Origin of the sequence: Moorena sp. SIO1G6, from assembly GCF_010672795.1 — a bacterium.
Taxonomy (GTDB): domain Bacteria; phylum Cyanobacteriota; class Cyanobacteriia; order Cyanobacteriales; family Coleofasciculaceae; genus Moorena; species Moorena producens.
On record NZ_JAAHFZ010000022.1, the window covers coordinates 72656 to 96074 of the forward strand.

Genomic DNA, 23419 nt, shown 5'->3' on the forward strand with positions numbered 1-23419 from the left:
TTGATAAAGGGGTTATAATTTAGGTTTTTAGGGAGCAGGGAGCAGGGAGCAGGGAGTAGGGAGTAGGGAGTAGGGAGTAGGGAAGATGGAAAAAATTAAATGGCAATTGCCCTATGGCTGCCTGGTCAATGATCCTATTATAAAATAATATATAGCAGTTATCATAGCTATGAGGTATACATTTTCGGTATTTTAGGAAACAGGGAATAGGGAACAGGGAACAGTGCGTAGGGTGGGCAAAGTGATATTATCTAGAATTATTAAAACAATCAACCGGTTTTTGCCCACCCTACTTACTTGAGCCTTATAGCCCTACGCGCAAGTCAAAAGTATAGGGTTTTTAGGGAGCAGGGAGCAGCGATGCAGCGCGGTCTTGGGGGTTTCCCCCATGAGCGACTGCATCAAGACGGGAGCACAGAGCAGATAAGAGTGAATTGCAAACCGCTGTATTGATAATTGTGATATTTTTGCCATCATGGAAGTAACTCCTATTTAGGTGGGAGGAAAACCGCGCTGGCGTTGGTGAATGGTTTTAACCAGCGCGGTTATTAGTCTCAGTCTCAATATATATAGTATATATAACTCCTGGCAAAAAGGCAAGGGGTAATTTAAATTATTTACATTTATTTACAAATACTATTGGTAGGGATTGATGGATTAAATTATGAATAAATTATCATAGCAATGTAAGTCTAGCTTAGGACATATTGTTTTTAGTTAAAAGGTAAGCATTCAGCTTCAATGTAAGCTAACATTTCATCAAATTGTGGATCATCTTGATATTTTCCCGCTAATTTGAGCCAAGGATTTTCTTGATTCATTAATTCCTTATGGAGTACCTTAAATACAGCTTTCTTTCCCTCTAAAGGTAATTGCTGTACTAACATGATTACTTGCTCAACTGTTAGATCTAAGGTAGGCATAGCGATCACTTTGTGGAAATTTATACTTGTTTTATTATATAGCGGTTTCTAGCCTAATCAGGTACACAGGATTTTTTATCTATTCCCTGTTCCCTGTTCCCTGTTCCCTAAAACCTAAAGATTTTTACCTAACCCAATTGATAATTTCTATATCCCACTCCACTCTCTCAAAATAGGTAAAACCCAAGTAATGGGCTTACGCTCTTCCACTGTTACCCTGACCGTTGTTGTGGTTCCTGGAGAAATTTCCAACGGGGGTCCGAGGGAAGATGACCATTTATAACCACTGGGAGTTTTTGAGTCAAGTTGTAATTTAGCGATCGCTTCGATTTTACCTCCTTCCTCACCCATTAATTTTTGTACCACTTCTGGATTTCCGATCACAGAATTCGCCCCTGCTGAGGTCACCGAAAAGGGAGAAACTTCGGTAACTTTCCCGACAATTCCCCCATATCTTGTCCGTTTTACTGTATCCGGTGTAATTAAAATCCCCATTCCCGGTTGAATTTTTTTGCCATCCTCCACAGCAAAATAAGTCACGCTGATCATATCCCTAGGTTTACCTGGTGTTTGTAGGCTTCCCAGGGAATTTCCGGGGTTGAGATATTGCCCCACAGTAGCCGTTATTTCTAGAATGCATCCGGTATGGGGACTTTTAATAATACTGTTGTCTGCAACTTCCTTTTGCAATCGGGCGATGGCTTGCTGTATGTCCTGAATTTGATTATTATCAGTATTGGTAGCTTCCAGATTATCCTGTTCTAGTTGTTTACTACGGGTGTCTAGTTTTTCTAATTCCGCTTTAATTTGAGTAATACTATTGATATTTTCTAAATAGTTCTGTTGTAGTTCCGTTTCCTGTACCTGTAACTGTTGCAATTGGGCTTGAATCTCGGAGATAGTTTGACGGGTTTCTCGATAGTCTTGTTCTGCTTGTAAAATCCGTTCAGAGGAAATTGCTCCTTGTTTTTGTAAGTCCCGTTGCTTGGCCAGTCGCTGTTGTAGTATTGGGGTTAATTCTTGGGCATCTTTGAGCCGTTGTTGGAGGCTGCGACGCTGGCTCAAGATGCTAGTTAATCCTTGATCTTGGAGGCGGGGAGTCAAGGTTTCAGTATCTCGTAACCGTTGTTGTAAGCTCGTTCGTTCACCAGTAATTGCTGCTGTTTCTAGCTGGGTGCGTTGTTGTCGCAGTAACGTAATTTTTGCGATTTGTTGCTTTAATTGAGCCAGTTTATCCCGTTGTTGTTGCAACTGCTGTTTTAGATCAGACGGGTCAATGATTCCCAGGATATCGTCTTTTTTTACACATTGACCTGTGCGAATCGTTAAAGATTCCAACTGTCCCGATATCGGAGATTGCAACTGTACCACCCGACGGGGATTAATCAGCACTCCCTTACCAGTGACTGTGATCGGAATAGTCCCAACTATGCTCCAAAGTACCCCGATCAGGCCGAATATCGCTAATCCCCCCAATGGTAGCCAATCCACGGGACTAACCACTGGCATTAACCGATCTAACTGTTCTGGGTCAGATAATCGGTCTAGGGCTTGTTGACGGAAGATAGGGGGTTTTTGCTGAGTCATTATCGGGGAGCAGGGAGCAGGGAGCAGGGAGCAGGGAGCAGGGAGCAGGGAGCCGTCAGCCGTCAGCCGTCAGCTTATTTTATTCAAAAGCACCTCAAGTAGGGTAGCCATAGGCTTTTGGCTGATAGCTGATAAGTAGGTGGGCATAAATAAACGTTAAAACTCAGAATCCGAAAATGAAGCTGGAAGTTGTATTCAAGGGGTTTTCACCATTTTGAATCTCCATCGCTATTTTACGGATAATTAAACCCACCTACTTAGCTGATAGCTGATAGCTGATAGCTGATAACTGATAGCTGATAACTGATAGCTGATAGCTAATAGTTGATAGCAGACTTCCTTGAGATATCCCACGTTTTGTCAATTACAATTTCTTCCAAACAAAATCCGATTGATTAGCTAACCCTATGTAAAATATAATAAACTTTGTAAAGTTGCTTGACAATAGTGCTATATTTCTTTGATTATAGTATTATGTTTGATCTCCAATGGGTTAGTAAATAACTGCATCAAAGTAGTTGGTTATAAAGAGCATGACGCAATTACGCTCCTGGGGCGGGGGCGCAACTGGTGCCCCAACTTAGTCAGTCCAAACCTACTTTACCTAACCTGGATCACCTACAACGGATCGATCAGATCATCATTAAAACTACCACTAAACGGCAAAAAAAATGAAGAACAATCAAACCCACCAAACTCCACCACAAAACTCTCGACCCAACTCTGAGTCGGTCAACTCAAACTCCACCACAAAACCCTCGAAACTCTCCAAACTCTCTTTGTGTGAATTGGAGACGATAGCGGGAGCGGGAATGGGTATGTGAGGGGTGGGAATACCTGAAAATACCACAGACCTAAGGCATTGGTAAAAAACCATTTGACCCATCCCAGGGCGTTGGGTTCGCCTCGATAAATTGATTTACAACCATCCCAACGCCGATCAGCCTTTGATTACCTGGCACGGGCAATACGGTTGCTGTTTTCACCCCAGCATTGAGCTTACTTCCTATGTAGCTCTTGCTGGGGGTTTTGCTTTTTGGTTTTAGCAATTCTGTACCCCAACATCATCAAGAGATGATAAAATTATTAATTATAACGAGCTAATAAGCTAAGAAAATTAATGCAACTAGAAGACTATTTTGACTTCCTAAGTGTGGACGATATTCGGCTCAAAGGCACAAGAATAGGAATAGAAACTATTCTCTATGATTATATCCATCGTGCCCGCACTCCCGAAGAAATTGCGGAAACCTATCCATCCCTAAATCTAGAACAAGTCTACGCTACTATTCTTTATTATCTACACAATAAAGAAATGGTCAGCCAATATGTTGCTGACTGGCTAGAGTGGAGTCACCAGCAACTGAAAGCACAGCAACTTAACCCCTCCACCTCTGCGCTGCGATTGCGGAAGTTGAGAGCAGAACGAAAAGTAATCAAAAAAGCTGATGACTCTCAAATATCTATTGGATGAAAATGTCAATCCTGTTTTTATAAAACTTTCATACCATTTGTCGCGCCATCAAATCAGCAAACAACCCCTCAACTGCTGCCAATTCCTCAAAACTTCCCTGTTGTACTATCTTCCCACCATGCAACACATAAATCCTATCAGCATGACGAATAGTACTCAAACGATGGGCAATTACTACACGAGTTACCCCCAATTGTTCTAAACTGTTAGTAACAATTGCTTGAGTGCGATTATCCAACGCAGATGTCGCTTCATCAAACAACAAAATCTGGGGTTTGTGTACCAAAGCGCGAGCAATAAATAACCGTTGTCGCTGTCCTCCAGAAAGATTACCACCCCCTTCGGAAATAATAGTATGTATCCCCATGGGCATGGCTTGAATATCCTCAGCTAATCCCGCCATCTGCAACGCTTCCAGAGCTTTATCTTGGGTAACAATTGCCCCCCCAGCAATGTTTTCCCAAATTGAACCACTCATAATCCGCCCATTTTGTAGCACTACCCCTAACTGTCGCCTGACCGCTGCAATATCTAATCCCGATAAATCTTTGCCATCATAAAAGATTGCTCCGGCTTCTGGGGTTTCAAATCCCAACAGCAACCGCATGATAGTGGATTTACCACTTCCCGAGGGACCGACAATAGCAATAAATTCTCCGGCTTTCGCGTCTAGGGTAATTTTATCTAAAACTAACGGACTATCCTGGCGGTAACGAAAGCAAATCTGGTCTAATTTAAGTTGACCAGAAAGCCTGCCGGGATGGTACTTATCAGCATCAACTTCTGGCTTTGTCTGTAAAATTGGTTGGGCGCGTTCCCATAAAATAGTGATATCTAAACTATCAATCAGAGTGTTGCTTAATCGGGTGGCGCTGGTGATAAAGGTACCGAAGGCAGTATTAAATGCCAGAAATGTACCAGTAGATAATCCTGTTTCCCCTACCGACTGTGCCATTAAAGCAACAGTAAATCCAAACAGCACCATGGAACTTACTGCTGGTAACAATACATTAAAAGCGGTTAGTAAGTCTTCCACTAACTGGGTACTTAATATCAGTTTTACCTGCTGAGTGTATTGTTTCGCCCAGCAAGCAAACGCCTCTGATTCAGCAGCAGCAACTCGTAATTTCGAGATGCCACCAATTAACTGCACTGTTAGTCCAAAGATTTCTCCCGAAAGCTGCTGGAGGGGACGCATTTTCCGCCTGGTAATCATACCGGATATAGTAGTAAGAATTACTGCTACTAAAGCAATAGCGATCGCAACTAATGCTAGATTAAAACTGTAGACTATCAATAGTCCTAGATTTAGCAACGAAAATAAACTGGTAAATAGGGTTCGCAAAATGCTACCGCTCAGTCGGTCACGAATCTGATTAACAGCGGAAACCCGATTGTGTAAATCCCCTGTGGAATAGTCGCGGAAAAATGCAGGTTTGAGTTTCAGCAATCTATCCCAAAGGGCGGCTTGAGTATCATAACTGACTTTGGTTTGCCATCTCAGGATTACAAAACTTTGAGCCAATTGGAATATCATCACCCCAAAGCTAGCGGCTAACAATCCCAAACCCATTTGGATTAATAATTGGCGTTTAGCGTCGGGAATAGCATAGTCGATTAGAATACCGGTAATTTGTGGTGTCAACATCCCGAACAAGGTTGCAACCACTCCCACTCCCAGGATTTTCAGCAAGTCTGGGGCACGACCTCTGATAGTAAATTGGAGAATATCCCAGACTGTAATCTGTTTATCGGGTAAAGGGCGATAAAAGGTATAGGCAATCGGAGCAATTGTTGTGGCAGTGTGACGGTTGAGGGGGGTGCGGGTCAACTCCACTGGGTCAAGTATTTCATACTTGGTGGCTTTGACCGGTAGGATAGCGACGGGTTGATTTTCTTCTTTTGTAAAAGCCAGCAGGGGACCACCATCTGTTTTCCACCAGTTACCAGTGAGGGTGACTCGACGGGTGCGGAAACCGGAAGCCCGTGCGATCGCGTCTAGGGTATTGGCATTTTCTGATTTAGCAGCAGGACGAATGGTTATCCCTAAAGCTTTGCCGATAGCACCTACAGCAATTAACAGCGGGGTTTCTCCTTCGGGGATGTCGGCGGTGGGATTGAGGATTGAGGCGAGTTCCCTCAGGGCTTTTTCTGTCATGGGACAGGGAAATATGATAGCCTACTGAATTTTATCAAAATTGAGGTTAATGAACTCTTAGGATCAGCCATTACTGATGCTATTCCTCAGATTATCGAAATCCTTATGTAAATATTTTTTACAAAAAATCTTTTCTCTGCGTAAAAGAAAAAGATTATCCCGAAGTAATAATTGAGGGCTTCAGGAAAGCGTCCGCTAGCCCAGGATTTGATCCGTTTAAGTCGTCATAACTTCGATAATTATTGACGAGGTATGAGTGATTAATCGTAGGGTGGGCAGTGCCTACCAACGCGGTTTGCAAGCTTCATTATCTGTCTGGTGCACTGCCCACCCTACATGAACTGCATAGTCGGTAGTGATAAACATGTAGTGGGTAGTGGTACACAAGTAGTGATTTTAGCTCCCGTTACCTTGATCAGACCGTAGCAAACCACTACATCTTTACCACTACTACACAATTGCATTTAACGAATCAAGACGTTTATTGCCGCCAGCTATAAAACCGCCGCACACCTTGGTTAACTCGTCGTCAGTCAAGGCCAATAAGGTGTTACCCCTTCCTGATGAGTCTTTGGTTGATTTCTCGGTCAGTTCTTCTATTTTGATTCTAGCCATTTAAATCACCTTTGATTTAGTAAGTCAGCTTTGACATACTTCCTACACTAATCAGTGTATAGCTATGAGTAACTTCCTACACTGATCAGTAGGGCAGTTTTGAAACTGCCACAATGGTACAGATTGGATTCACTATCTAGATCAGATCATGAAGCATCACCCAGAGGTGCGACCCCGTAATTTAATTCGTCATAGGAAAGCAAGTAGCTTGCTGCCCCAGTGGCACTTTTTGGGGGTTTGTTTTTTGGGTTTTGGTTTGTATCTGTTGCCAAATAAGTAGTCGGACAAAAGTAAACCGCACTATATTAACTTTTATAAAATCCTGCGATTGCGCTACGCGCAGGCTACGCCAACGCTCTCAAGGGCAACAATTGTGTATCTTAATTAAAATTAACACAGCTATCTTTATTTATGTCCGACTACTTACCTTATAGCGTTTCTAGGACTCATGAGGTACACAGAATTGCTTGACTATTGGCTCTTGCCTCTTCTGATTTACCTGCTCCCTGCTCCTTGCTCCCTGCTTCCTGCTCCCTGCTCCCTGCTCCCTAAAACCTAGATATTTATACCTCACAAGTCTTAGAATTGATATATAGTTTATCGCACAATATTCCTGGCTAAAAAATTAGGATAAAATGTGCTGAATAACCAAATATTTTAAATAGATATATTGACTAAAAGATTAGATAATGATACATAACTAATGAACGTTATTTCAACAGATTAAAAAAACGAAACCAAGCTCAGACTATGAAGTTAAAAAGAAACAATTTTCAATCTCAGGAACCCGCAATTCAGCCAATTACTCCCTCCAAACCTCAACCCTCTAAACTCTCAGAACAGGAATTGGATAGCTTAGTTGGTGGACTAAGTTGGGGGGGCTGGAGTAACACGAGTTACACCTATCGTTTTTGGTAAAACAGGATAATGCTTTGAGTCCAACACGCTGAAAAAATAAAAGGGTATAGGTGCGCTTTCCGGATTAAGAATTAAATTCACCACAGGTCGCACCTGTGGTAACGATGTAGTGGTTTAGCTACAGTCTGCTCAAGGTAACAGGAGCTAAAATCACTACTTATTTACTACTACCAACAAAATCAAGGTCATACTGTTAAGTTAAACAAAAATAATTGGTAACCTAAGCAATCAACCTTCTGAACGAATCAACTGCTCATACACTCCCCCTTCCTCCCACAATTCCTCATGAGTTCCCCGCTGCACTACCTTACCCCCTTCCAGCACAATAATCTGATCACAATCCCGAATCGTACTCAGGCGGTGGGCTACCAAAATACAACTACACTGACGCGATCGCAAATTTGACACAATCATTTGTTCTGTCTGGGCATCCAACGCAGAAGTCGCCTCATCCATCACCAAAATTGCTGGATTTTTCACCAATGCCCGGGCAATTTCCAACCGTTGTCGCTGTCCGCCACTTAAATTGACACCCCCTTCCAGCAATTCCCCGTCATATCCCCCCGGAATTGCCATGACTGCTTCATGGATAACCGCATCTTGACAAGCTTGGACTAATTGCTGATCGGTTACTGTCGCATTCCATAAGGTCAAATTATCCCGCACCGTCCCGCCAAACAGAAAGATATCCTGTTCCACTAGTGATAAAGAACTGGCCAACACCTCTCGGGGAATTTCCCTTCTAGGAGTCCCATCCAAGAGAATCTCCCCTTCCCAAGGTTGATAAAGTCCACAGATCAGTTTAGCCAGGGTAGATTTCCCCGAACCACTCGCACCTACCAAAGCCACCCGTTGTCCTGGTTGCAAGGATAGACTGAAGTTCTCAATCAACGGCGGATCGACATGGGAGTAACCAAAAGTAACATCCCGCAACTCTACATAACCTTGCAATCGGGAATCAGTAATGTCACTGTCTACGTCATTTTGAATTTTGAATTTTGAATTTTGAATTTTGACTTGTCTTGTCTCCACTTCCGAATCAAGGGAATTACCCAACACATCATCTAAACGATTCAAATCCCCTTCTAATTCCTGGAGGGTACTCCCGAAATCTACCAAAGTATTAACAGGTTGTTGAAAACTGATCATTAAACTTTGAAACGCCACCAACATCCCAATACTGAGGTTTCCATCCATCACCCGCCAACCCCCAACCACTAAGATCAACATCGAGGTTAAGGAGGTAAGTAATATGGGCAAAACCCCCAACATCTGGTTTGTGACTTCCAACTCTTGCTGAGCGATCGCAGCTTTGGCATAATAACCAGACCAGCGGGAAAAGAAATCCGACTCCAAGGCTGATGCTTTCAAGGTTTCCATACTCTGGAGGGCTGCAATACTTACCCCCGCAGCTTTTCCCCAATCTTGGACTAAGCGCATATTAGCATCCACCCGCTGTCTGGCTACCCACTGCAAGGCCAAGCCATTGATGGCGGAAAAACAGATACCAATTAACGTCAGTACTCCATCATAGGTAAACATCACCACAGCGTAGAACAATATCATCACCGTATCAATCACCGTAGTTGCCAATTGTCCAGATAGCACCTGACCTACTTTATTATTCAGACTGGCACGATTGCTAATTTCCCCGGCATATCTTTGAGCATAAAATCTCACAGGTAATCTCAGAATATGCCATAGGAAACGAGTGGACATCCCGACAGCCAGCTTAATCCTCAGTTTTCGTAAATAGCGCAGTCGCAGCAGGGTCAGAATCCCTTGAAACACCGTCGTAATAATCATCCCCAAAATCAAGGGACGCAGCCATTCCGTGCGATTTTCTACCAGAATCTCATCCACAAACACCTGACTGAACACTGGGATAGCTAATCCTGGCAGCACTAACAGAAATCCTGCCAAAATACAGTATAAAATTGCCCCAACTGAACCTTGTAAACGGTCAATCAACCCTAAGATGACACTAGGTTTACGACCCCCCTTGTTAAACTCCGGTCCCGGTTCCATTACTAGGATAATCCCAGTAAACCCCTCATCAAATTCTTCCCAAGACACCCTGCGGGGACCCGTAGCGGGGTCATTGAGGAATACCCAATGTTTGCTGAATCCTTCCACCACCAGGAAGTGATTGAACTTCCAAAAGACAATGTAGGGGGGAGATACTTCTTGAAGTTGTTCTAGGTCTTCTGCTTTAAAGCCATCTGCAACCATTCCGTAACCTCTAGCAGCAAGAATCACATTAGAAGCTTTGCTGCCATCACGGGAAACCCCACACTCAATCCGGAGTTCAGCTAACGGGACAATGCGATTATAGTAAGCAAGAATAATAGCTAAGGAAGCGGCTCCGCATTCGACTGCTTCCATTTGTAAAATAGTAGGAGTTCTAACACGCATTTATAGCATTTTTATTTTAAGGGAGCAGGGAGTAGGGAGTAGGGAATAGGGAGTAGGGGTAATAAAATTTAATGTACCTAATAAGTTAAGCATTCAGCTATCAGCTAAAGGCCGTTGGCCACGCTACTTGAGGTGCTATCAGCTAAAGGCCGTTGGCCACGCTACTTGAGGTGCTATCAGCTAAAGGCCGTTGGCCACGCTACTTGAGGTGCTATCAGCTAAAGGCCGTTGGCCACTGACGGCTGACGGCTGACGGCTGACCGCTTACTCACAAACAAAAAAGTACCCTGATTGGGTACTGTTGAAGCTTGATGTCATTGTCCATAATGCAAAACAAGCCTCGCTAAAATCATGAGGCTTCTCGCCGGATAAACTAACCAACAGGAGCTAGTCATGATTCAGACAATTAACACTAATAGCAAAATTAGCCACCAAACCTCACAGGTTTACACAAGTACCCCTGAGCCAAGAAACAGTCTACCTAGCATTTCCGTTCGTCAGCCCCTACCCCACGACATTGTTGACGAAAAAATTTGGGTTTCAAGCCCCGTCCTTCGCTGGATAGAAACCTGTTTATTGTGGAGCCTTATTCAATAAGTTTTAACCATGCATCCGCATAGCCTGCCGACCATAAAGGCTCCACTATCTTACGGTAACTTGGCCGTAGGCCACGCTGCGCGAACAACGGACGGCTTTCTTGACAGTTTTATTTTTTTGAGCTACAGTTTACGTAAAGTTGTTCCACGTCAAATGATCGTCTTAGAGTTCAAAGTCAAAGGGAATAAAACTCAATATGCCGCCATCGACGATGCGATAAGGACGGGTCAATTTGTACGCAATAAGTGTCTTCGATATTGGATGGACAATAAAGGCGTAGGACAAAAAGACCTTTATCGCCATAATACGTGGCTCAGATCTGAGTTTCCTTTTGTCAAAGATTTGAACTCTCATGCATGTCAGGCTTCTGTGGAACGGGCTTATAATTCAATTTCTAGGTTCTATAGCAACTGTAAAAAACAAGTCCCTGGGAAGAAAGGCTATCCAAAGTTCAAAAAGTTTTGCAGATCAGTTGAATATAAAACATCTGGCTGGAAGCTTTCCCCTGATACAAAGTCAATCTCCTTTATTGACAAAAAAGGAATAGGCAAATTCAAACTCAAGGGGACTTGGGACTTGTGGCGCTACGACCAAAAACTAATCAAGCGAGTTAGGTTAGTTCGCCGCGCAGATGGTTATTCTGTTCAGTTCTGTGTAAAGGTTGATGTCAAAGAGTCTTTAGAACCAAGTCATACCAACATTGGTTTGGATGTAGGACTAAAAGAGTTCTATACAGACTCAAAAGGAGACACAGAGCCAAACCCTAGGTTTTATCGAAAAGGAGAAAAGCGCTTAAAGTTTTATCAGCGTAGAGTTTCTCGCAAAAAGAAAGGCTCATCCAATCGTAAAAAAGCCAGAAATAGATTAGGTAAGACACACCTCAAAATAAGTAGGCAGCGTGAAGAACATGCCAAGAGACTGGTTAGAAGTTACCGCAAGAAGAGTGCAGCCTTTATAGTTGGTAGGCTATGCATCAAAGGTGGCAGGTTTTGTTGTAAGGCTGCACTCTTCTAAGGTTTCGTCTCCGGCACGTTGCGTAATCCACTCTAACGATGTGGTTGCTTACGAAGACTTGAGGATTAAAAATCTGGTGAAAAATCATTGTCTTGCCAAATCTATTAATGACGCGGGTTGGTATCAATTTAGAAAATGGTTAGAGCATTTTGGCCAAAAGTTTAATAGGCAGACAGTAGCAGTCAATCCTGCCTATACCAGCCAAAATTGTTCAGACTGTGGCGAGGTCGTTAAGAAGTCTTTATCAACCAGAACCCACGTCTGTGAGTGTGGTTGTGAATTAGACCGAGACCATAATGCTGCGATCAATATTCTAAAAAGAGCCTTGGGTACTGTGGGGCACACAGGAACCTGGATCATAGATCCGAACGCTTATGGAGAATTGGCCTCTACTCTTCCTGATTCCGGTCTGGTTGAGCAAGTCAGCTCGTTGAAGTAAGAATCCCCGTTCTTCTAGGACGGGGAGTGTCAAAATCCCATTCGTGTCTGCGGCATTGCTACTGGGTTTGAAGGCATCATTCACGTCGGTGTCCGGGACAATAATGATACCGAGTTATTCCGGAATTTTCTCACTGTTGGCGGTAATGGCATCCTCGCTAACTTCTCGGTAGGATTGCCATTGAAAATAGTCCCAGCAACCCCCCAAGGTACCCTTGAAATTTTCAGTATCTCACCAGCAAACGGCAGTGAAACCAATAAAGTAATCGTGCCAATTGTTTTCGGCAACGCCTTGCTGCTTCGGTACTTTGGTTTCTATCAATACACTGTCATCCCCGGTGACACCCTCTTCGGCATCGCCCAACAAGTTTACGGTGACGGTAGATTCTCTCGTCGGATATTAGAAGCCAACCGACATAAGATTAACCGTCCTGATCAGATCTATCCAGGATTAGTGTTACGAGTTCCAGTCTCAAAGTTTTAGTTATAGAGGTTTTCAATTTAGTGAGGTACATTTTTTTAGGTTTTAGGTTTTAGGTTTTAGGTTTTAGGGAGCAGGGAATCGGGAATCGGGAATCGGGAAACAATATTGTGTACCTCATTAGACTATAAACAGCTATAGTGATAATATAAGTATTTGTTGCCTACTCCCTGTTCCCTATTACCTATTCCCTTTACAATAATGACAAATTACGAAATCGAAACCCAAGAATGGTGGGTAGAACGTTGGAATGAATTACTAAATTCCTATCGCTTCAAAAAGCGTTTGGAACGGGGACGTATCTATGCCAAAGAAGGCAACATTCTCAGTATTGACTTCCTAGGACCACAAGTAGTGGCCAAAGTTCAAGGAACTGCTCCGGAGCCCTATGAATTGACCATTTCCATCGAACCCTTTACCGAGGAAGACTGGAATTATGTGGTGCAAACCCTGGCAAGTAAAGCAATTTACTCAGCTCAGTTATTAGCAGGAGAAATGCCCCATAATATCGAAGAAGTATTTACTTCCAATGGTTTAAGTTTATTTCCCTTCACCCTCTCCGACGTTCGTTCCCGATGCAATTGCCCCGATCCCAAAAATCCTTGTAAGCATATCGCAGCAGTATACTATGAATTAGGCGATCGCTTCAGCGAAGACCCCTTTGTTTTGTTCCAGTTGCGGGGAAGCACCAAAGAACAAATCCTTGATGCCTTGCGTAAATTACGGAGTGGTCAAGCACCAGAAACTTCGGCCACAGAGCAGCCATCGTCAATTCCAAATCTCACGTCTGCTGATCAAAACCCTGATCAAAACAGGGAAGAGGGGGAATCCGCAATCGACGATCCTGAAACCTCAGTCAATATTCAGCAATTTTGGCAATACGATCAGCCCCTCGATTCTTCCCTCGTGGTAATTGCACCACCAACAGATAGTGGAACCGTCCTTGATGTCTTAGGAACAATTCCTCTAGGAGGAGCTGACCCTCGTGTCATGCAGTATTTAAAGGGAATTTATCAGATAGTCAGCCAGCAGGCCGTAATCTCAGCATTAAATCGAGATAGCTAATAGGCTAATAATTAATTCCCTGTTGGAACTAATGTGCCTATTTTAGCTATCAGCTATCAGCTATCAGCTATCAGCTATCAGCTATCAGCTATCAGCTATCAGCTATCAGGTTTTAGCGTTCAGGTTTTGAATAAAACAGATAAGCATTGGTTTAATCTGAGTTACCTCAGCTGAGGGCTGACCACTGACCGCTGACCGCTGACCGCTTAATGCTAACAAGACTTCTGAGCCACACCCTTATACATATAGCCCATAATCTTAGGAAATTTTGGTTCATAAAACTCTTCTAACTTCAGAATCTGGAAATGGTTTTCAACCAGCTGTTTGATATTACGATTGAGATGACAGCCATCCGCAATAATCTTTTGTACAGGGGTCAAGCGATTTTGCCAAACCTGAACCTTAGACTCATCACTCATGCCATGCTCAATAAAAAAGAACTTTCCCCCTGGTTTTAGCACCCGATAAATTTCCTCTATAGCCTGATTAACCTTAGTAATACTGCACAAAGTCCAGGTGCTCACTACACTATCAAAGCTATGGTCAGCCATGGGTAAACTTTCCCCATTCAGTACCCTAAAATCAACAGTAATTTCCGATTGATTAATACGTTTTTTTGCTACGGAATCCATCCCAGGATTAACATCAATAGTTGTAAGTTTTTGCAGGTGCTTGGGGTAATACTTTAAATTTAATCCTGTGCCAAAGCCAATTTCAAATACTTCCCCAGACACCTGAGATAAAACCTCTTGACGATACTTGGTTAAGACCGGGTCAGACATAACCCAGTCCAGAAATCGGGGAAAAATTAACTCTGAATATAAACTCATGATCCAATTACCTTGGGATAACCTTGAATTGGTACTCATGATCAATTATATATATAGCAAGTCTTAATTAGTTGAGTTACAAAGTACTGGGTTTTAGGGAATAGGGAATAGGTAAAAAATCCTGAGGTGCGACCCGTGGCGAATTTAATTCGCCAAGTAAGAGCGCACCTACGTACCTGATTACTATGAGAAACGCTATATAAATTATAGTATTAAAGATAAATATGAGCGTGCAGGCTACCGGGTGAAGTATGACAAGTATATTTGATTGGATTAATCAATTCCGAAATGCTTGGGGTGACAACTTCCAGGCGGTGGGTGATTTGGTTCTTTACGCCTGGATTGTAAGTTTTGTCAATTTAGTCTTATGCGGGGGAGCACTGAACGAAAAGTTTGGTATCCAACCCCGCACCTGGCTTGGGCTAGTTGGTATTTTGTTTTCACCCTTCTTGCACAAAGACTGGAAACACTTGATCGGAAACACTATTCCGTTTGCGCTCCTTGGCTGTTGGGTATTGTTACGAGGAACCGATGATTTCTGGGTCGTGACCTTGGCGATAGTCTTGATTGGTGGTTTGGCTGAATGGCTACTTGGTTCACCTAACACTGTCTCTTATGGCGCGAGCGGTGTAGTTTTTGGGTATGTAGCTTTTCTGATCGCACAGGGGTATTTAGAAGGTAAGCCCCTGTTAGTCATAGGTTCTAGCGCTATCGGTGGTCTCTATGGTTTTACACTCAGAGGTTTATTTCCTGGTGAAACAGGGATCTCCTGGCAAGGACATTTATTTGGCTTCCTGGCAGGTATGCTTGCAGCCAGCTATTTGGACACGTTTCGGAATCTGTTTCTCTAAGCAAACATGGGGCTAAAGGTTAGACCTGATGTAAGCATATGCGCGTAGCCCATTAGCTGAATGCTTACAACCTGATGAATTTACCCAGTTTTGAGCCTTACTGGTCAAGTGGTCTGGCTCCTGGCCGTAGTTCCGGTAAAAAAAATCCCCGCTAGCGGCCAGACTAGCGGGGTGTGCTTTTCTCTTTGTGTTCTCAATTAATATTATTGGCCAATCATGTATGATTTGGTGTTTACTTAACGTCAATTTTTGGTGTGATTTCATATAAAGTTTTATAAACTTGCTTGTTTTGGTCGATCTAGTCAATCTGAGCATCAGGTGATCTCAACCAAAAAACTCCACTAGCCTGATACTAGTGGAGGCAGGGTGTGTTATTAGTCAACTTCATAATAGATATGCGATGTTGCTGATCTGGTTTGCTTAATGTATGGTTTTGTGTGTGATTGAGGTTGTTGCTCAGCAGAAACAGGAGTATACTTTTTATTCCAATTATTCCATCATAGCATAAAAATTGTGGCTGTCAAGGGCAAAAAATCTGAAAGATCCGTAAGTTATGGTAATAGTTGCCTAAATTTGACTATAATTACCTATGATACAACTAGCCTTTTGTGGAGCGCTTTCTGGTTATGGATAACAGAAAAGCCAAGTTGAAAGACTAGAGGTATGTGAGGGACAAAAAAAATACCGAAAAGTCCAGAAGTGTGGAGCCCTTAAAACCTTCACAACTTATGAAATCATGACTGCTGGATAACGTTGGTTATCTGGAAATCAGGTTATTTATACTGTTATTTTTACTGTTAAACACCACGATTATATCGTTATTCCCCATTACGGATTACCCACTTACCCGTAGCAAAAACCGTAACTAATGGAACCGAATTCTCCTGTAATGGTCATATTAGAACAGGGTATTAGCAACGGAGACGATCAGATGAACCATCAAATCCTTAGTCGTATAGCCACTGTTATGGCAGTCAGCATCCTGCTTACAGGTATATTGGGGTGTGTGTCGGAAAAAACCAATGCCCTTGACCCTCTGCCTAACTCCGAACCAACGAAAGAATCAATTTCAGCTAACCAGCAACCAAATCTAGACGTAGATACCAATCTTGTAGACGCTAATACGAAATTTGGCTTCAAGCTATTCTCAGAAATTCTCAAGCAGGACACTAACAAGAATGTTTTTGTCTCTCCTACCAGCATCGCCATTGCCCTAGACATGGCTTACAACGGTGCCAGCGGTGAGACTCAAGAGGCTATGGCAAAAGTCTTAGAATTAGAGGGATTGAGTCTAGATCAACTCAACCAGGGGAATAACGCTTTAAAAGCTAGCTTGGAAAATGCTGACCCTGATGTCGAGCTGTCTATTGCCAACTCCCTGTGGGCTAACCAAGGCATTGACATCAAGCCCAAATTTCTTAAAAACAACCAGGAATTCTACGACGCAGAGGTCACAGAACTTGATTTTAGTAGTGCCAAGGCTGCCACAAAAATTAACCGTTGGGTCAAAAACAACACAAACGGCAAAATCAAAACGATTGTCGATCGCACTCAAGGGGATGACTTACTTTTCTTAATCAATGCCATCTATTTCAAAGGTAGCTGGACAAGAGAATTCGATAAGAATCAAACCTCTAATCAACCTTTTTATATCTCCGGTTTAACCCAAAAGCAACACCCGATGATGTATCAGTATGGGAAGTATAAGTACTATGAAAATGATGCCTTTCAAGCTGTAAGTATTCCCTACGGTAAAGAACGGCTGAGTTTGTATGTTTTCTTACCCCGTGAAGGTAGCAGCTTGGCAGAATTTAAACAACAACTCACAGCGGAAAACTGGCTACAATGGATGAAAGAGTTTAAGTCGCGAGATGGGTCAATTCGGCTACCCCGCTTTAAATTTGAATACGATATTAAACTCAACGATTCCTTAAAAGCTTTGGGGATGGATGTGGCGTTTACCGATAACGCTGATTTTTCTAATCTGACCTCTGAATCAGCAGCCATTAGTCAAGTCAAGCACAAAACCTTTGTAGAAGTGAATGAAGAAGGCACTGAAGCAGCCGCTGCTACTTCTATCGGTATTGTTTCGACTTCGATTAGCATAGATCAACCATTTAATATAGTGGTTAATCGTCCTTTTTTCTGTACTGTTCGGGACAATAAAACTGGCGCAATTTTGTTCATGGGTTCGATTGTGGAACCGTAAGCTATTAGCTATTGGCTTAGTTTGAATGTTGTTTGGTTAAAGGTTGAAAGTTAAAGGTTGAAAGTTAAAGGTTGAAAGTTAAAGGTTGTTTGGTTAAAGGGTAAGCATTCAGCTATCAGCGAACAGCGTAGCGCAATCGGTGCTTTTGAATAAAATAAGCTGACCGCTGACCGCTGACCGCTGACTGCTGTTCCCGTAGCGTGCGCGTAGCGCATATGCTTACGTTAAAGGTTCAGAAGATAACCTTTAACCTGGTAACCTCGTTAACCTTAGGCAGGTAGCTTGAATAGAATTGCATCCCAAATACAGTATCCCTCACGTCCATATAATAGTGACGAGGGATCAGCAACACTCTGCTGACCAGAAGGACTTACTTTCTTAATTTCTGGATAATCGTTGTCCCACAACACTTTCCACTGACCAGAAACATCGAGTTCCTGCATTTCTAAATTTAACCCATAGGCAATGAAGTCTTCTTGGTTATTGCGCTCAAAGTTGATCGCATACAAGTTAGACTCGGAAGATCCTTTCACAACCGGTACCACCCCTGCTGGCTGATAGGGACCGTTGATTTGTGGCGAGACAAAATGGTACAGACTGGAGTCAGTAATGGAGGCAGCGTCGTCACCAAGTTGCTCAAGCCAACGGGGATTCACATGTTGCTTCATCACAGAGAAGAACATGTGCCACATTCCTCCTTTATAGTAAACTTGGCTTCGCTCACACTCGTAAAAAAGACCTTGCTCACCTTCATCGGTCATGAAATGAGGAAACAGGGCTGGTGGCAAGAGTGTATAGGGTCCTTCGAGTTGATCTGCTACTGCTAGACCAATACAGCCTTTCTTGGGTTGGGAATTTGTTTTGGCAGCAGCAGATAAAAACATCCAATACTTGCCTTCGTGAAATATCGGGAAAGGATCGCGCAACTGGCGGTGACGTTGGTCTGGCATCAATGGATGGTCGGAGTAATCGTAGTATTTCTCCCAATCAAGAAATTCGATCAGTTGGGGAGCTTGCCAATCAATCTCGTGATTATCCCTAATTATTCCCTTACAGAAGCCAATATACTCATGAAGCAAATTAGGACGGTCTGGAGATCCACCGTAAAAGAAATACAGGGAATTTTCGTTTACCAACCGTAAGCTTCCTGCTAGAAGGCGAGAGCTTCGCCAGTAGTCGTCCCGGTCTGGCTGAAAGACAGCATCTAAGTCTTTAATTACAGACAAATCTTCATCAAGAATAGCCCCACCCATTTCCCCTCTCTGCCAAGGCACTCCCTCTAAATCCTTTCCTCCTTGAAGGTAAAGCAGGAGATATTTTGAGAGAGCTGCTTGACTTGGAGCAGGTTGATGAGGCGTTGTCTGGATGCTGATATCATGGTTGAACAGTTGCTCTAAGGTCGCAGCTTCGCTCCTGCCCTGATCGAGTTGTTGTATCATCAGCTTCTGCTTAAGATATTTTTAGTTTTGTTAAGGGAATATTATTTTATTTAATCAATGTATTATTTGTTTGACAAGAGGATCCATCAAATTCCAGGGATATGGAGGACAATATAAGTATTTATACTTATATTTGACCAAGAATTGGCGATCGCCAATTCTCCTTGATGATATGTATTACTTAGTAAGACATTAAGGTTACACGTTTGATGGCCTAATCGGTAGGGTTGCTCATGCAAGTTTAGCATCGAAGTATAGCGCTACGCGCAAGTCAGCAAGGTGCTTGCGTCAGAAGTCAAAAGTAAGCTAGGACTAGGTTTCGGAGTTTAGGAATGTCAAAAATCTGAATGCGTAGTGCTATATAGGCTGAGATCCTGGCGTTGCTGAATTTAGGAATGAATAGGAGTAGAGTGGGCATCCTGCCCGCTCGAAAATATGTGGGCATCCTGCCCGCTCGAAAATAAGCATGAAACTGGCTTGATGCCAGTTCCACGCAAGATGCCCATTCCACAAACATGCCCATTCCAGAAAACTCTTAAAATCATTCCATTATTAAGCAACGCCGAGATCCTATCTAGAGGGCGCAAGCCTTGGGCTCCTAAATTAGGGTTTGGCTTCGAGTTTGGCTTCGGGTTTTCCTTTCAACTGCGTAAGTCCTAGTGTAAGCATTCAGCGGTCAGTGGTCAGTGGTCAGTGGTCAGCGGTCAGCTAACGTAACAGAAATTAAAGCAATGCTTACCCGTTTTATTAAAAAGCTGAGAGCTGAGAGCTGAGAGCTGATAGCTGATAGCTAAATGCTTACATCCTAGTAATCTCACCTTAGTTAAATCTTTGTCTATGTCTTCACAAGTTAAAGATTTGATTGTGATGCCAATTAATAAGCAATTTTACCAATGACATTTCCCCAACACTATTTGTTATCTTGGAATAAGTTTGGTAGTGATAGGTAAAAAAGCGAGTACAGACCTCGCTTAAATGGTATAGCCTTAACCTATTCTGAATCAATATTAGGAATTACGTAGTAACTCTCTGATTATCTGATTAGAGGGTAATTTATCAATTAAGACACTATGCTTTACTATGCTTTGAGCGGTCAACAGTGAGCGTATTTGCTGATAGCTAAATCAAACTCAAACTTTATGCCCGTCCAAAGTATAGATATAGTTTTAAATCCTCTCAGTACGTAATTCATCACTAGTTTAATGTATTCAGGAAAAAAAATTGGCTTGGATACATAGACTAGTGTTTAATCATTAGGCGTTGCTTCTATAAATTACACAACAATTAGTTAGATAGGCTCTAATTAAGCGGTAAGTAAAATTCCTTACCTTACCCTACTACCGAATTATTACTTTCTACTCTCTAGTTGACGCCTTAGTAAAGAGGCTAACTGTTCTAGGGAGTTAGTCACAGTTATTCACTAACGAATACTCTTACACAAAAGCAGGTAACTCATGCTTCCTAATCACAGTTTACAAATCCCAGATAAATGGATCTGGGACTTCTGGCTAGCTCAAGATATTTCCGACTATCACTTATTTTACTTGCAAGCTTCTAAGGATTTACCGGATCCAGAAGACCGACATTGGCATGTTTCATTTGGTCACGCTGTTTCTCAGGATTTACGGCACTGGCAGATTCTACCAGATGCTATGAAGCCTGAAGCTTATGGTGACGTGGATGAGTACACTAATTGGACTGGCTCCGTAATTCGTCATGATGGTCTGTGGTATCTCCTATACACCAGCACTGAGCGCAAAGAGCAAGGAAAAATCCAACGCATCAGCCTTGCGACCTCCAAAGATTTAATCCACTGGGAAAAACATCCGAAAAACCCGGTGATCGAGGCTGATAGTCGCTACTACGAGAAGTATGATCTCCAGCACCCTGAGAAAAACCTTTGGTTCGATGAAGCCTGGCGCGATCCTTGGGTGTTTCAGGATCCAGAAACAGGGGAATTTCATGCCTTAATTACTGGTCGCGTTAACTATGGTCCTGCCGAAAGTCGGGGCGTGATTGCTCATGCCACTTCACAAAACCTGATTGATTGGCAAGTATTGCCACCATTAACTGAGCCTATGACGTTCGGGACTATGGAATGTCCGCAAGTGGTTCTTATCCAGGGGCGCTACTATCTGCTCTTCTCAATCCCCCCAGGAGAATTTGTTGATAGTAACCTCACGGGGACCTTTTACATGGTTGCTGATCATCCTTTAGGACCATTTTCTGCGCCAATGGCACTCTGGGTTGATTCAGTGAAGCGGCTCTATTCCGGGAAACTGGTACAAGGTCCTGATCAGATCTGGTACTTTATGTCATGGCGTAATTTCGCTCTAGACGAGAGCTTTCTCGGGGATATCAGCGAACCTGTGCCGATCACAGTTGATGACCAGGGCAATTTGATCGTGCTTGAACCAGCAATGGTTGATTAGATGTCTTCGGGAATTCAGTAATAGGCAATCGGAAACGAGGAAGAGGAATTATAGCGGTTCTCAGTTTGATGAGGTACATACTAAATTTATTCCCTCTCCTCTGTCGGTTCTCACTTCCATAGACGAAATGCTTAAGGGGGCACAGCGTGTGCCCCTAAAATTAATATGGTCAGTAACCAATTACCAATTACCGATTACCGATTACCGATTACCAGAATGAGTCTGCCTAACTGGATTACCTTTTCCCGCTTACTGGGGTTGCCCTTTATCCTATACTTCCTGAATCACCCAACTGACCAAAGCCGCTGGATCAGTTTCGGGATCTTTCTCCTTGCTGCTGGAACGGATTGGTTAGATGGTTATCTAGCTCGTAAACTGAACCAAATTACTGATTTAGGCAAATTCCTTGACCCGTTAGTGGATAAATTTTTGGTACTAGCGCCCCTACTAGCATTAATTGAGCTAGGTCAGGTACCCGCTTGGGGAGTCTGTTTGATTTTGGCACGGGAGTTAGCGATCGCAGGTTGGCGAGTTAACCCCAAGTTATCCGGTAGCGCTAGCATACAGGGAGCCAATATCTGGGGTAAACTCAAAACCGTCAGCCAAATTAGTGCGATCGCACTTTTAATTGCTCCAACTCCCGACACCTGGATCATCCCATCCCTTGTCCTTTTCTGGCTATCGGTCGTCCTAACCTTAATCTCTGGTTTAGTTTACCTGTTACCCGCTAATATCTGGTCATCAACGGCAAAATCCACGTCAGCTTGATCCCGACCTGAAGCCAGATAATCATTCTCAAAGGAATCCTTCAGTCCCGAAAGCAAATCATACTCCGGTTGCCAGTTAAGTTCCGTCTTAGCCTTATGGATATCAGCAAAAAAGTGCTGTAATCGAAATGGGAAAGCCTTGCGCTTACCAAAATCAAACTGCTTGGGGTCATAATGCACGAGCTTGACCTCTGAAGCCGACTTACCACAGGCCATAGCACAGGTTCGTGCTAAACCATCAAAGGTGACATAGCGTTCCCCGGACACATTGTAAATTTTCCCAATCGCTTCCGGATTCCCCAATACTGCCGCCATTGCCCTCGCCAAGTCCTGACAATGACCTAACTGAGTAATGTGCATGCCATTACCAGGGATGGGAATGGTGCGATCGCGAACAATCCGGTCAAAAAACCAAGCTTCAACATCATTATAATTTTGGGGACCATAGATATAAGTTGGACGAATCGCCGTAAATGGCACCCCAAGTTCTTGTAGGTAAGCCTCAGTATGATGTTTACCCTTGTGGCGAGAATTGGGATCAACTGGATCTCCTTCGAGATGGGGTAACTGCTCCGACTTCAAATACACCCCAGCGGAACTCATATACACAAAATGCTGCACCCGGTCTTTAAAAATTTCCACTAACGGTTGAGTATCACTCAACTCCCGAGCATTATTATCGAAAATTCCATCAAACTCTTGAGACGATAACATTTCCTTGAGCTGATTGGGATCCTTGCGATCGCCATGAATCTGTTGGACTCCTGGCAGTGGCGCTGGCTTATTCCCCCGATTGAACAGCACCACCTCATGGCCCATCTCCACCAAAACCTTGGTTAAATAAACCCCAACAAACCGGGTACCACCCATGATTAAAATTCGCATGGTAACTAATTACTAAAAACTTTGATTCACGCTATGGATTAATTCCCTCTTCGCGTACTTTGTGCGTAAGTATTCAGCTATCAGCTATCAGCTATCAGCTATCAGCTATCAGCTATCAGCTATCAGCTATCAGCCATTGGCCAAGCTACACCGAACAGCTTTTGAATAAAATAAGCTGACGGCTGACGGCTGACGGCTGACCACTGACCGCTGACGGCTGACCACTGACCACTGACCACTGACCACTGAATGCTTACCTTTGTGCCTTGGTGGTTCCAAACCAAACCACCAATAGCATTGCCAGGACTTGGAGAGTTACTC

Annotated in this window: 21 protein-coding genes; 11 read left to right on the forward strand and 10 right to left on the reverse strand. The window is 43.2% G+C overall.

Annotation, left to right across the window (positions count from 1 at the left end):
* Positions 1–713 precede the first annotated feature (713 nt).
* From F6K63_RS20925 to F6K63_RS20935, 3 genes are all read right to left on the reverse strand, one after another.
* Positions 714–923, reverse strand: a complete 210-nt coding sequence (locus tag F6K63_RS20925; RefSeq protein WP_287266234.1) for a hypothetical protein — start codon at positions 921–923, stop codon at positions 714–716.
* 147 nt (positions 924–1070) lie between these two features.
* Positions 1071–2510, reverse strand: coding sequence for an NHLP bacteriocin system secretion protein (locus tag F6K63_RS20930; RefSeq protein ID WP_287266235.1), 1440 nt, complete (start codon positions 2508–2510; stop codon positions 1071–1073).
* Between the two features lie 682 nt (positions 2511–3192).
* Positions 3193–3387, reverse strand: a complete 195-nt coding sequence (locus tag F6K63_RS20935; RefSeq protein ID WP_131827145.1) for a hypothetical protein — start codon at positions 3385–3387, stop codon at positions 3193–3195.
* A 243-nt stretch (positions 3388–3630) separates the two neighbouring features.
* Between F6K63_RS20935 and F6K63_RS20940 the strand changes: the two genes are divergently transcribed.
* Positions 3631–3984, forward strand: coding sequence for a DUF433 domain-containing protein (locus F6K63_RS20940; protein ID WP_287266237.1), 354 nt, complete (start codon positions 3631–3633; stop codon positions 3982–3984).
* A gap of 28 nt (positions 3985–4012) precedes the next feature.
* Here F6K63_RS20940 and F6K63_RS20945 read toward each other — a convergent pair whose 3' ends face one another.
* The gene (locus F6K63_RS20945; protein ID WP_287266239.1) at positions 4013–6142 is read right to left on the reverse strand and encodes an NHLP bacteriocin export ABC transporter permease/ATPase subunit; all 2130 of its coding nucleotides are present in this window, start codon (positions 6140–6142) and stop codon (positions 4013–4015) included.
* Positions 6143–6592: 450 nt separating this feature from the next.
* The gene (locus tag F6K63_RS20950; protein WP_287266242.1) at positions 6593–6757 is read right to left on the reverse strand and encodes a hypothetical protein; all 165 of its coding nucleotides are present in this window, start codon (positions 6755–6757) and stop codon (positions 6593–6595) included.
* A gap of 750 nt (positions 6758–7507) precedes the next feature.
* On the opposite strand from F6K63_RS20950, the gene F6K63_RS20955 reads away from it, so the two are divergent.
* Positions 7508–7675: a hypothetical protein gene (locus F6K63_RS20955; RefSeq protein WP_008185669.1), complete on the forward strand. Its 168-nt coding sequence runs from the start codon at positions 7508–7510 to the stop codon at positions 7673–7675.
* 228 nt (positions 7676–7903) lie between these two features.
* Here F6K63_RS20955 and F6K63_RS20960 read toward each other — a convergent pair whose 3' ends face one another.
* Positions 7904–10090 carry an NHLP family bacteriocin export ABC transporter peptidase/permease/ATPase subunit gene (locus F6K63_RS20960; protein ID WP_287313046.1) on the reverse strand — a complete coding sequence of 729 codons (2187 nt, stop codon included), beginning with the start codon at positions 10088–10090 and terminating at the stop codon, positions 7904–7906.
* 750 nt (positions 10091–10840) lie between these two features.
* On the opposite strand from F6K63_RS20960, the gene F6K63_RS20965 reads away from it, so the two are divergent.
* From F6K63_RS20965 to F6K63_RS20980, 4 genes are all read left to right on the forward strand, one after another.
* Positions 10841–11701: an RNA-guided endonuclease InsQ/TnpB family protein gene (locus F6K63_RS20965; RefSeq protein ID WP_044493640.1), complete on the forward strand. Its 861-nt coding sequence runs from the start codon at positions 10841–10843 to the stop codon at positions 11699–11701.
* Positions 11667–12140: an RNA-guided endonuclease InsQ/TnpB family protein gene (locus F6K63_RS20970; protein WP_229414553.1), complete on the forward strand. Its 474-nt coding sequence runs from the start codon at positions 11667–11669 to the stop codon at positions 12138–12140. Before F6K63_RS20965 ends, F6K63_RS20970 begins: the two co-directional genes overlap by 35 nt.
* Before the next feature lie 39 nt (positions 12141–12179).
* Entirely contained in the window at positions 12180–12623 is a 444-nt protein-coding gene (locus tag F6K63_RS20975; RefSeq protein WP_287313053.1) for a LysM peptidoglycan-binding domain-containing protein, read from the forward strand.
* A 198-nt stretch (positions 12624–12821) separates the two neighbouring features.
* Positions 12822–13685, forward strand: coding sequence for an SWIM zinc finger family protein (locus F6K63_RS20980; RefSeq protein ID WP_008185658.1), 864 nt, complete (start codon positions 12822–12824; stop codon positions 13683–13685).
* A 212-nt stretch (positions 13686–13897) separates the two neighbouring features.
* Here F6K63_RS20980 and F6K63_RS20985 read toward each other — a convergent pair whose 3' ends face one another.
* Positions 13898–14515, reverse strand: coding sequence for a class I SAM-dependent methyltransferase (locus tag F6K63_RS20985; RefSeq protein WP_287313047.1), 618 nt, complete (start codon positions 14513–14515; stop codon positions 13898–13900).
* Between the two features lie 251 nt (positions 14516–14766).
* Here F6K63_RS20985 and F6K63_RS20990 point away from each other — a divergent pair, with 251 nt between their 5' ends.
* Positions 14767–15366 (forward strand): rhomboid family intramembrane serine protease, encoded by a 600-nt coding sequence (locus F6K63_RS20990; protein ID WP_008185649.1) that lies wholly within the window; start codon positions 14767–14769, stop codon positions 15364–15366.
* Positions 15367–16234: 868 nt separating this feature from the next.
* A complete protein-coding gene (locus tag F6K63_RS20995; protein WP_287313048.1) occupies positions 16235–17575 on the forward strand; it encodes a serpin family protein in 1341 nt (446 codons plus the stop codon).
* A 269-nt stretch (positions 17576–17844) separates the two neighbouring features.
* Here F6K63_RS20995 and F6K63_RS21000 read toward each other — a convergent pair whose 3' ends face one another.
* Positions 17845–19014, reverse strand: coding sequence for a glycoside hydrolase family protein (locus F6K63_RS21000; protein ID WP_287313049.1), 1170 nt, complete (start codon positions 19012–19014; stop codon positions 17845–17847).
* 480 nt (positions 19015–19494) lie between these two features.
* On the opposite strand from F6K63_RS21000, the gene F6K63_RS21005 reads away from it, so the two are divergent.
* The 3 genes from F6K63_RS21005 to pgsA all read left to right on the forward strand — a co-directional run bounded on the left by F6K63_RS21005 (position 19495) and on the right by pgsA (position 22214).
* The gene (locus F6K63_RS21005; RefSeq protein WP_287295544.1) at positions 19495–19674 is read left to right on the forward strand and encodes a hypothetical protein; all 180 of its coding nucleotides are present in this window, start codon (positions 19495–19497) and stop codon (positions 19672–19674) included.
* Positions 19675–20468: 794 nt separating this feature from the next.
* Entirely contained in the window at positions 20469–21446 is a 978-nt protein-coding gene (locus F6K63_RS21010) for a glycoside hydrolase family protein (protein ID WP_287313050.1), read from the forward strand.
* A gap of 216 nt (positions 21447–21662) precedes the next feature.
* Positions 21663–22214 carry a CDP-diacylglycerol--glycerol-3-phosphate 3-phosphatidyltransferase gene (pgsA, locus tag F6K63_RS21015; protein WP_287313054.1) on the forward strand — a complete coding sequence of 184 codons (552 nt, stop codon included), beginning with the start codon at positions 21663–21665 and terminating at the stop codon, positions 22212–22214.
* Here the strand turns inward: pgsA and F6K63_RS21020 are convergent.
* Positions 22160–23098, reverse strand: coding sequence for an NAD-dependent epimerase/dehydratase family protein (locus F6K63_RS21020; protein WP_008185637.1), 939 nt, complete (start codon positions 23096–23098; stop codon positions 22160–22162). The genes pgsA and F6K63_RS21020 overlap by 55 nt on opposite strands.
* A gap of 122 nt (positions 23099–23220) precedes the next feature.
* On the reverse strand, positions 23221–23382 hold the full coding sequence (locus F6K63_RS21025; protein ID WP_165691854.1) for a hypothetical protein: 162 nt from the start codon (positions 23380–23382) through the stop codon (positions 23221–23223).
* Between the last annotated feature and the right edge of the window lie 37 nt (positions 23383–23419).

Excerpts from the sequence above, each read along its gene's own strand:
- F6K63_RS21020 (WP_008185637.1), bottom strand. The coding sequence starts at position 23,098 with ATGCGAATTTTAATCATGGGTGGTACCCGGTTTGTTGGGGTTTATTTA.
- F6K63_RS20995 (WP_287313048.1), top strand. The coding sequence starts at position 16,235 with ATGGAACCGAATTCTCCTGTAATGGTCATATTAGAACAGGGTATTAGC.
- F6K63_RS20940 (WP_287266237.1), top strand. The coding sequence starts at position 3,631 with ATGCAACTAGAAGACTATTTTGACTTCCTAAGTGTGGACGATATTCGG.
- F6K63_RS20960 (WP_287313046.1), bottom strand. The coding sequence starts at position 10,090 with ATGCGTGTTAGAACTCCTACTATTTTACAAATGGAAGCAGTCGAATGC.
- F6K63_RS20945 (WP_287266239.1), bottom strand. The coding sequence starts at position 6,142 with ATGACAGAAAAAGCCCTGAGGGAACTCGCCTCAATCCTCAATCCCACC.
- F6K63_RS20925 (WP_287266234.1), bottom strand. The coding sequence starts at position 923 with ATGCCTACCTTAGATCTAACAGTTGAGCAAGTAATCATGTTAGTACAG.
- F6K63_RS20950 (WP_287266242.1), bottom strand. The coding sequence starts at position 6,757 with ATGGCTAGAATCAAAATAGAAGAACTGACCGAGAAATCAACCAAAGAC.
- F6K63_RS20930 (WP_287266235.1), bottom strand. The coding sequence starts at position 2,510 with ATGACTCAGCAAAAACCCCCTATCTTCCGTCAACAAGCCCTAGACCGA.
- F6K63_RS20990 (WP_008185649.1), top strand. The coding sequence starts at position 14,767 with ATGACAAGTATATTTGATTGGATTAATCAATTCCGAAATGCTTGGGGT.
- F6K63_RS20935 (WP_131827145.1), bottom strand. The coding sequence starts at position 3,387 with ATGGTTTTTTACCAATGCCTTAGGTCTGTGGTATTTTCAGGTATTCCC.
- F6K63_RS21010 (WP_287313050.1), top strand. The coding sequence starts at position 20,469 with ATGCTTCCTAATCACAGTTTACAAATCCCAGATAAATGGATCTGGGAC.
- F6K63_RS20955 (WP_008185669.1), top strand. The coding sequence starts at position 7,508 with ATGAAGTTAAAAAGAAACAATTTTCAATCTCAGGAACCCGCAATTCAG.
- F6K63_RS21000 (WP_287313049.1), bottom strand. The coding sequence starts at position 19,014 with ATGATACAACAACTCGATCAGGGCAGGAGCGAAGCTGCGACCTTAGAG.
- F6K63_RS20965 (WP_044493640.1), top strand. The coding sequence starts at position 10,841 with ATGATCGTCTTAGAGTTCAAAGTCAAAGGGAATAAAACTCAATATGCC.
- pgsA (WP_287313054.1), top strand. The coding sequence starts at position 21,663 with ATGAGTCTGCCTAACTGGATTACCTTTTCCCGCTTACTGGGGTTGCCC.
- F6K63_RS21005 (WP_287295544.1), top strand. The coding sequence starts at position 19,495 with ATGCCAGTTCCACGCAAGATGCCCATTCCACAAACATGCCCATTCCAG.
- F6K63_RS20985 (WP_287313047.1), bottom strand. The coding sequence starts at position 14,515 with ATGAGTTTATATTCAGAGTTAATTTTTCCCCGATTTCTGGACTGGGTT.
- F6K63_RS20980 (WP_008185658.1), top strand. The coding sequence starts at position 12,822 with ATGACAAATTACGAAATCGAAACCCAAGAATGGTGGGTAGAACGTTGG.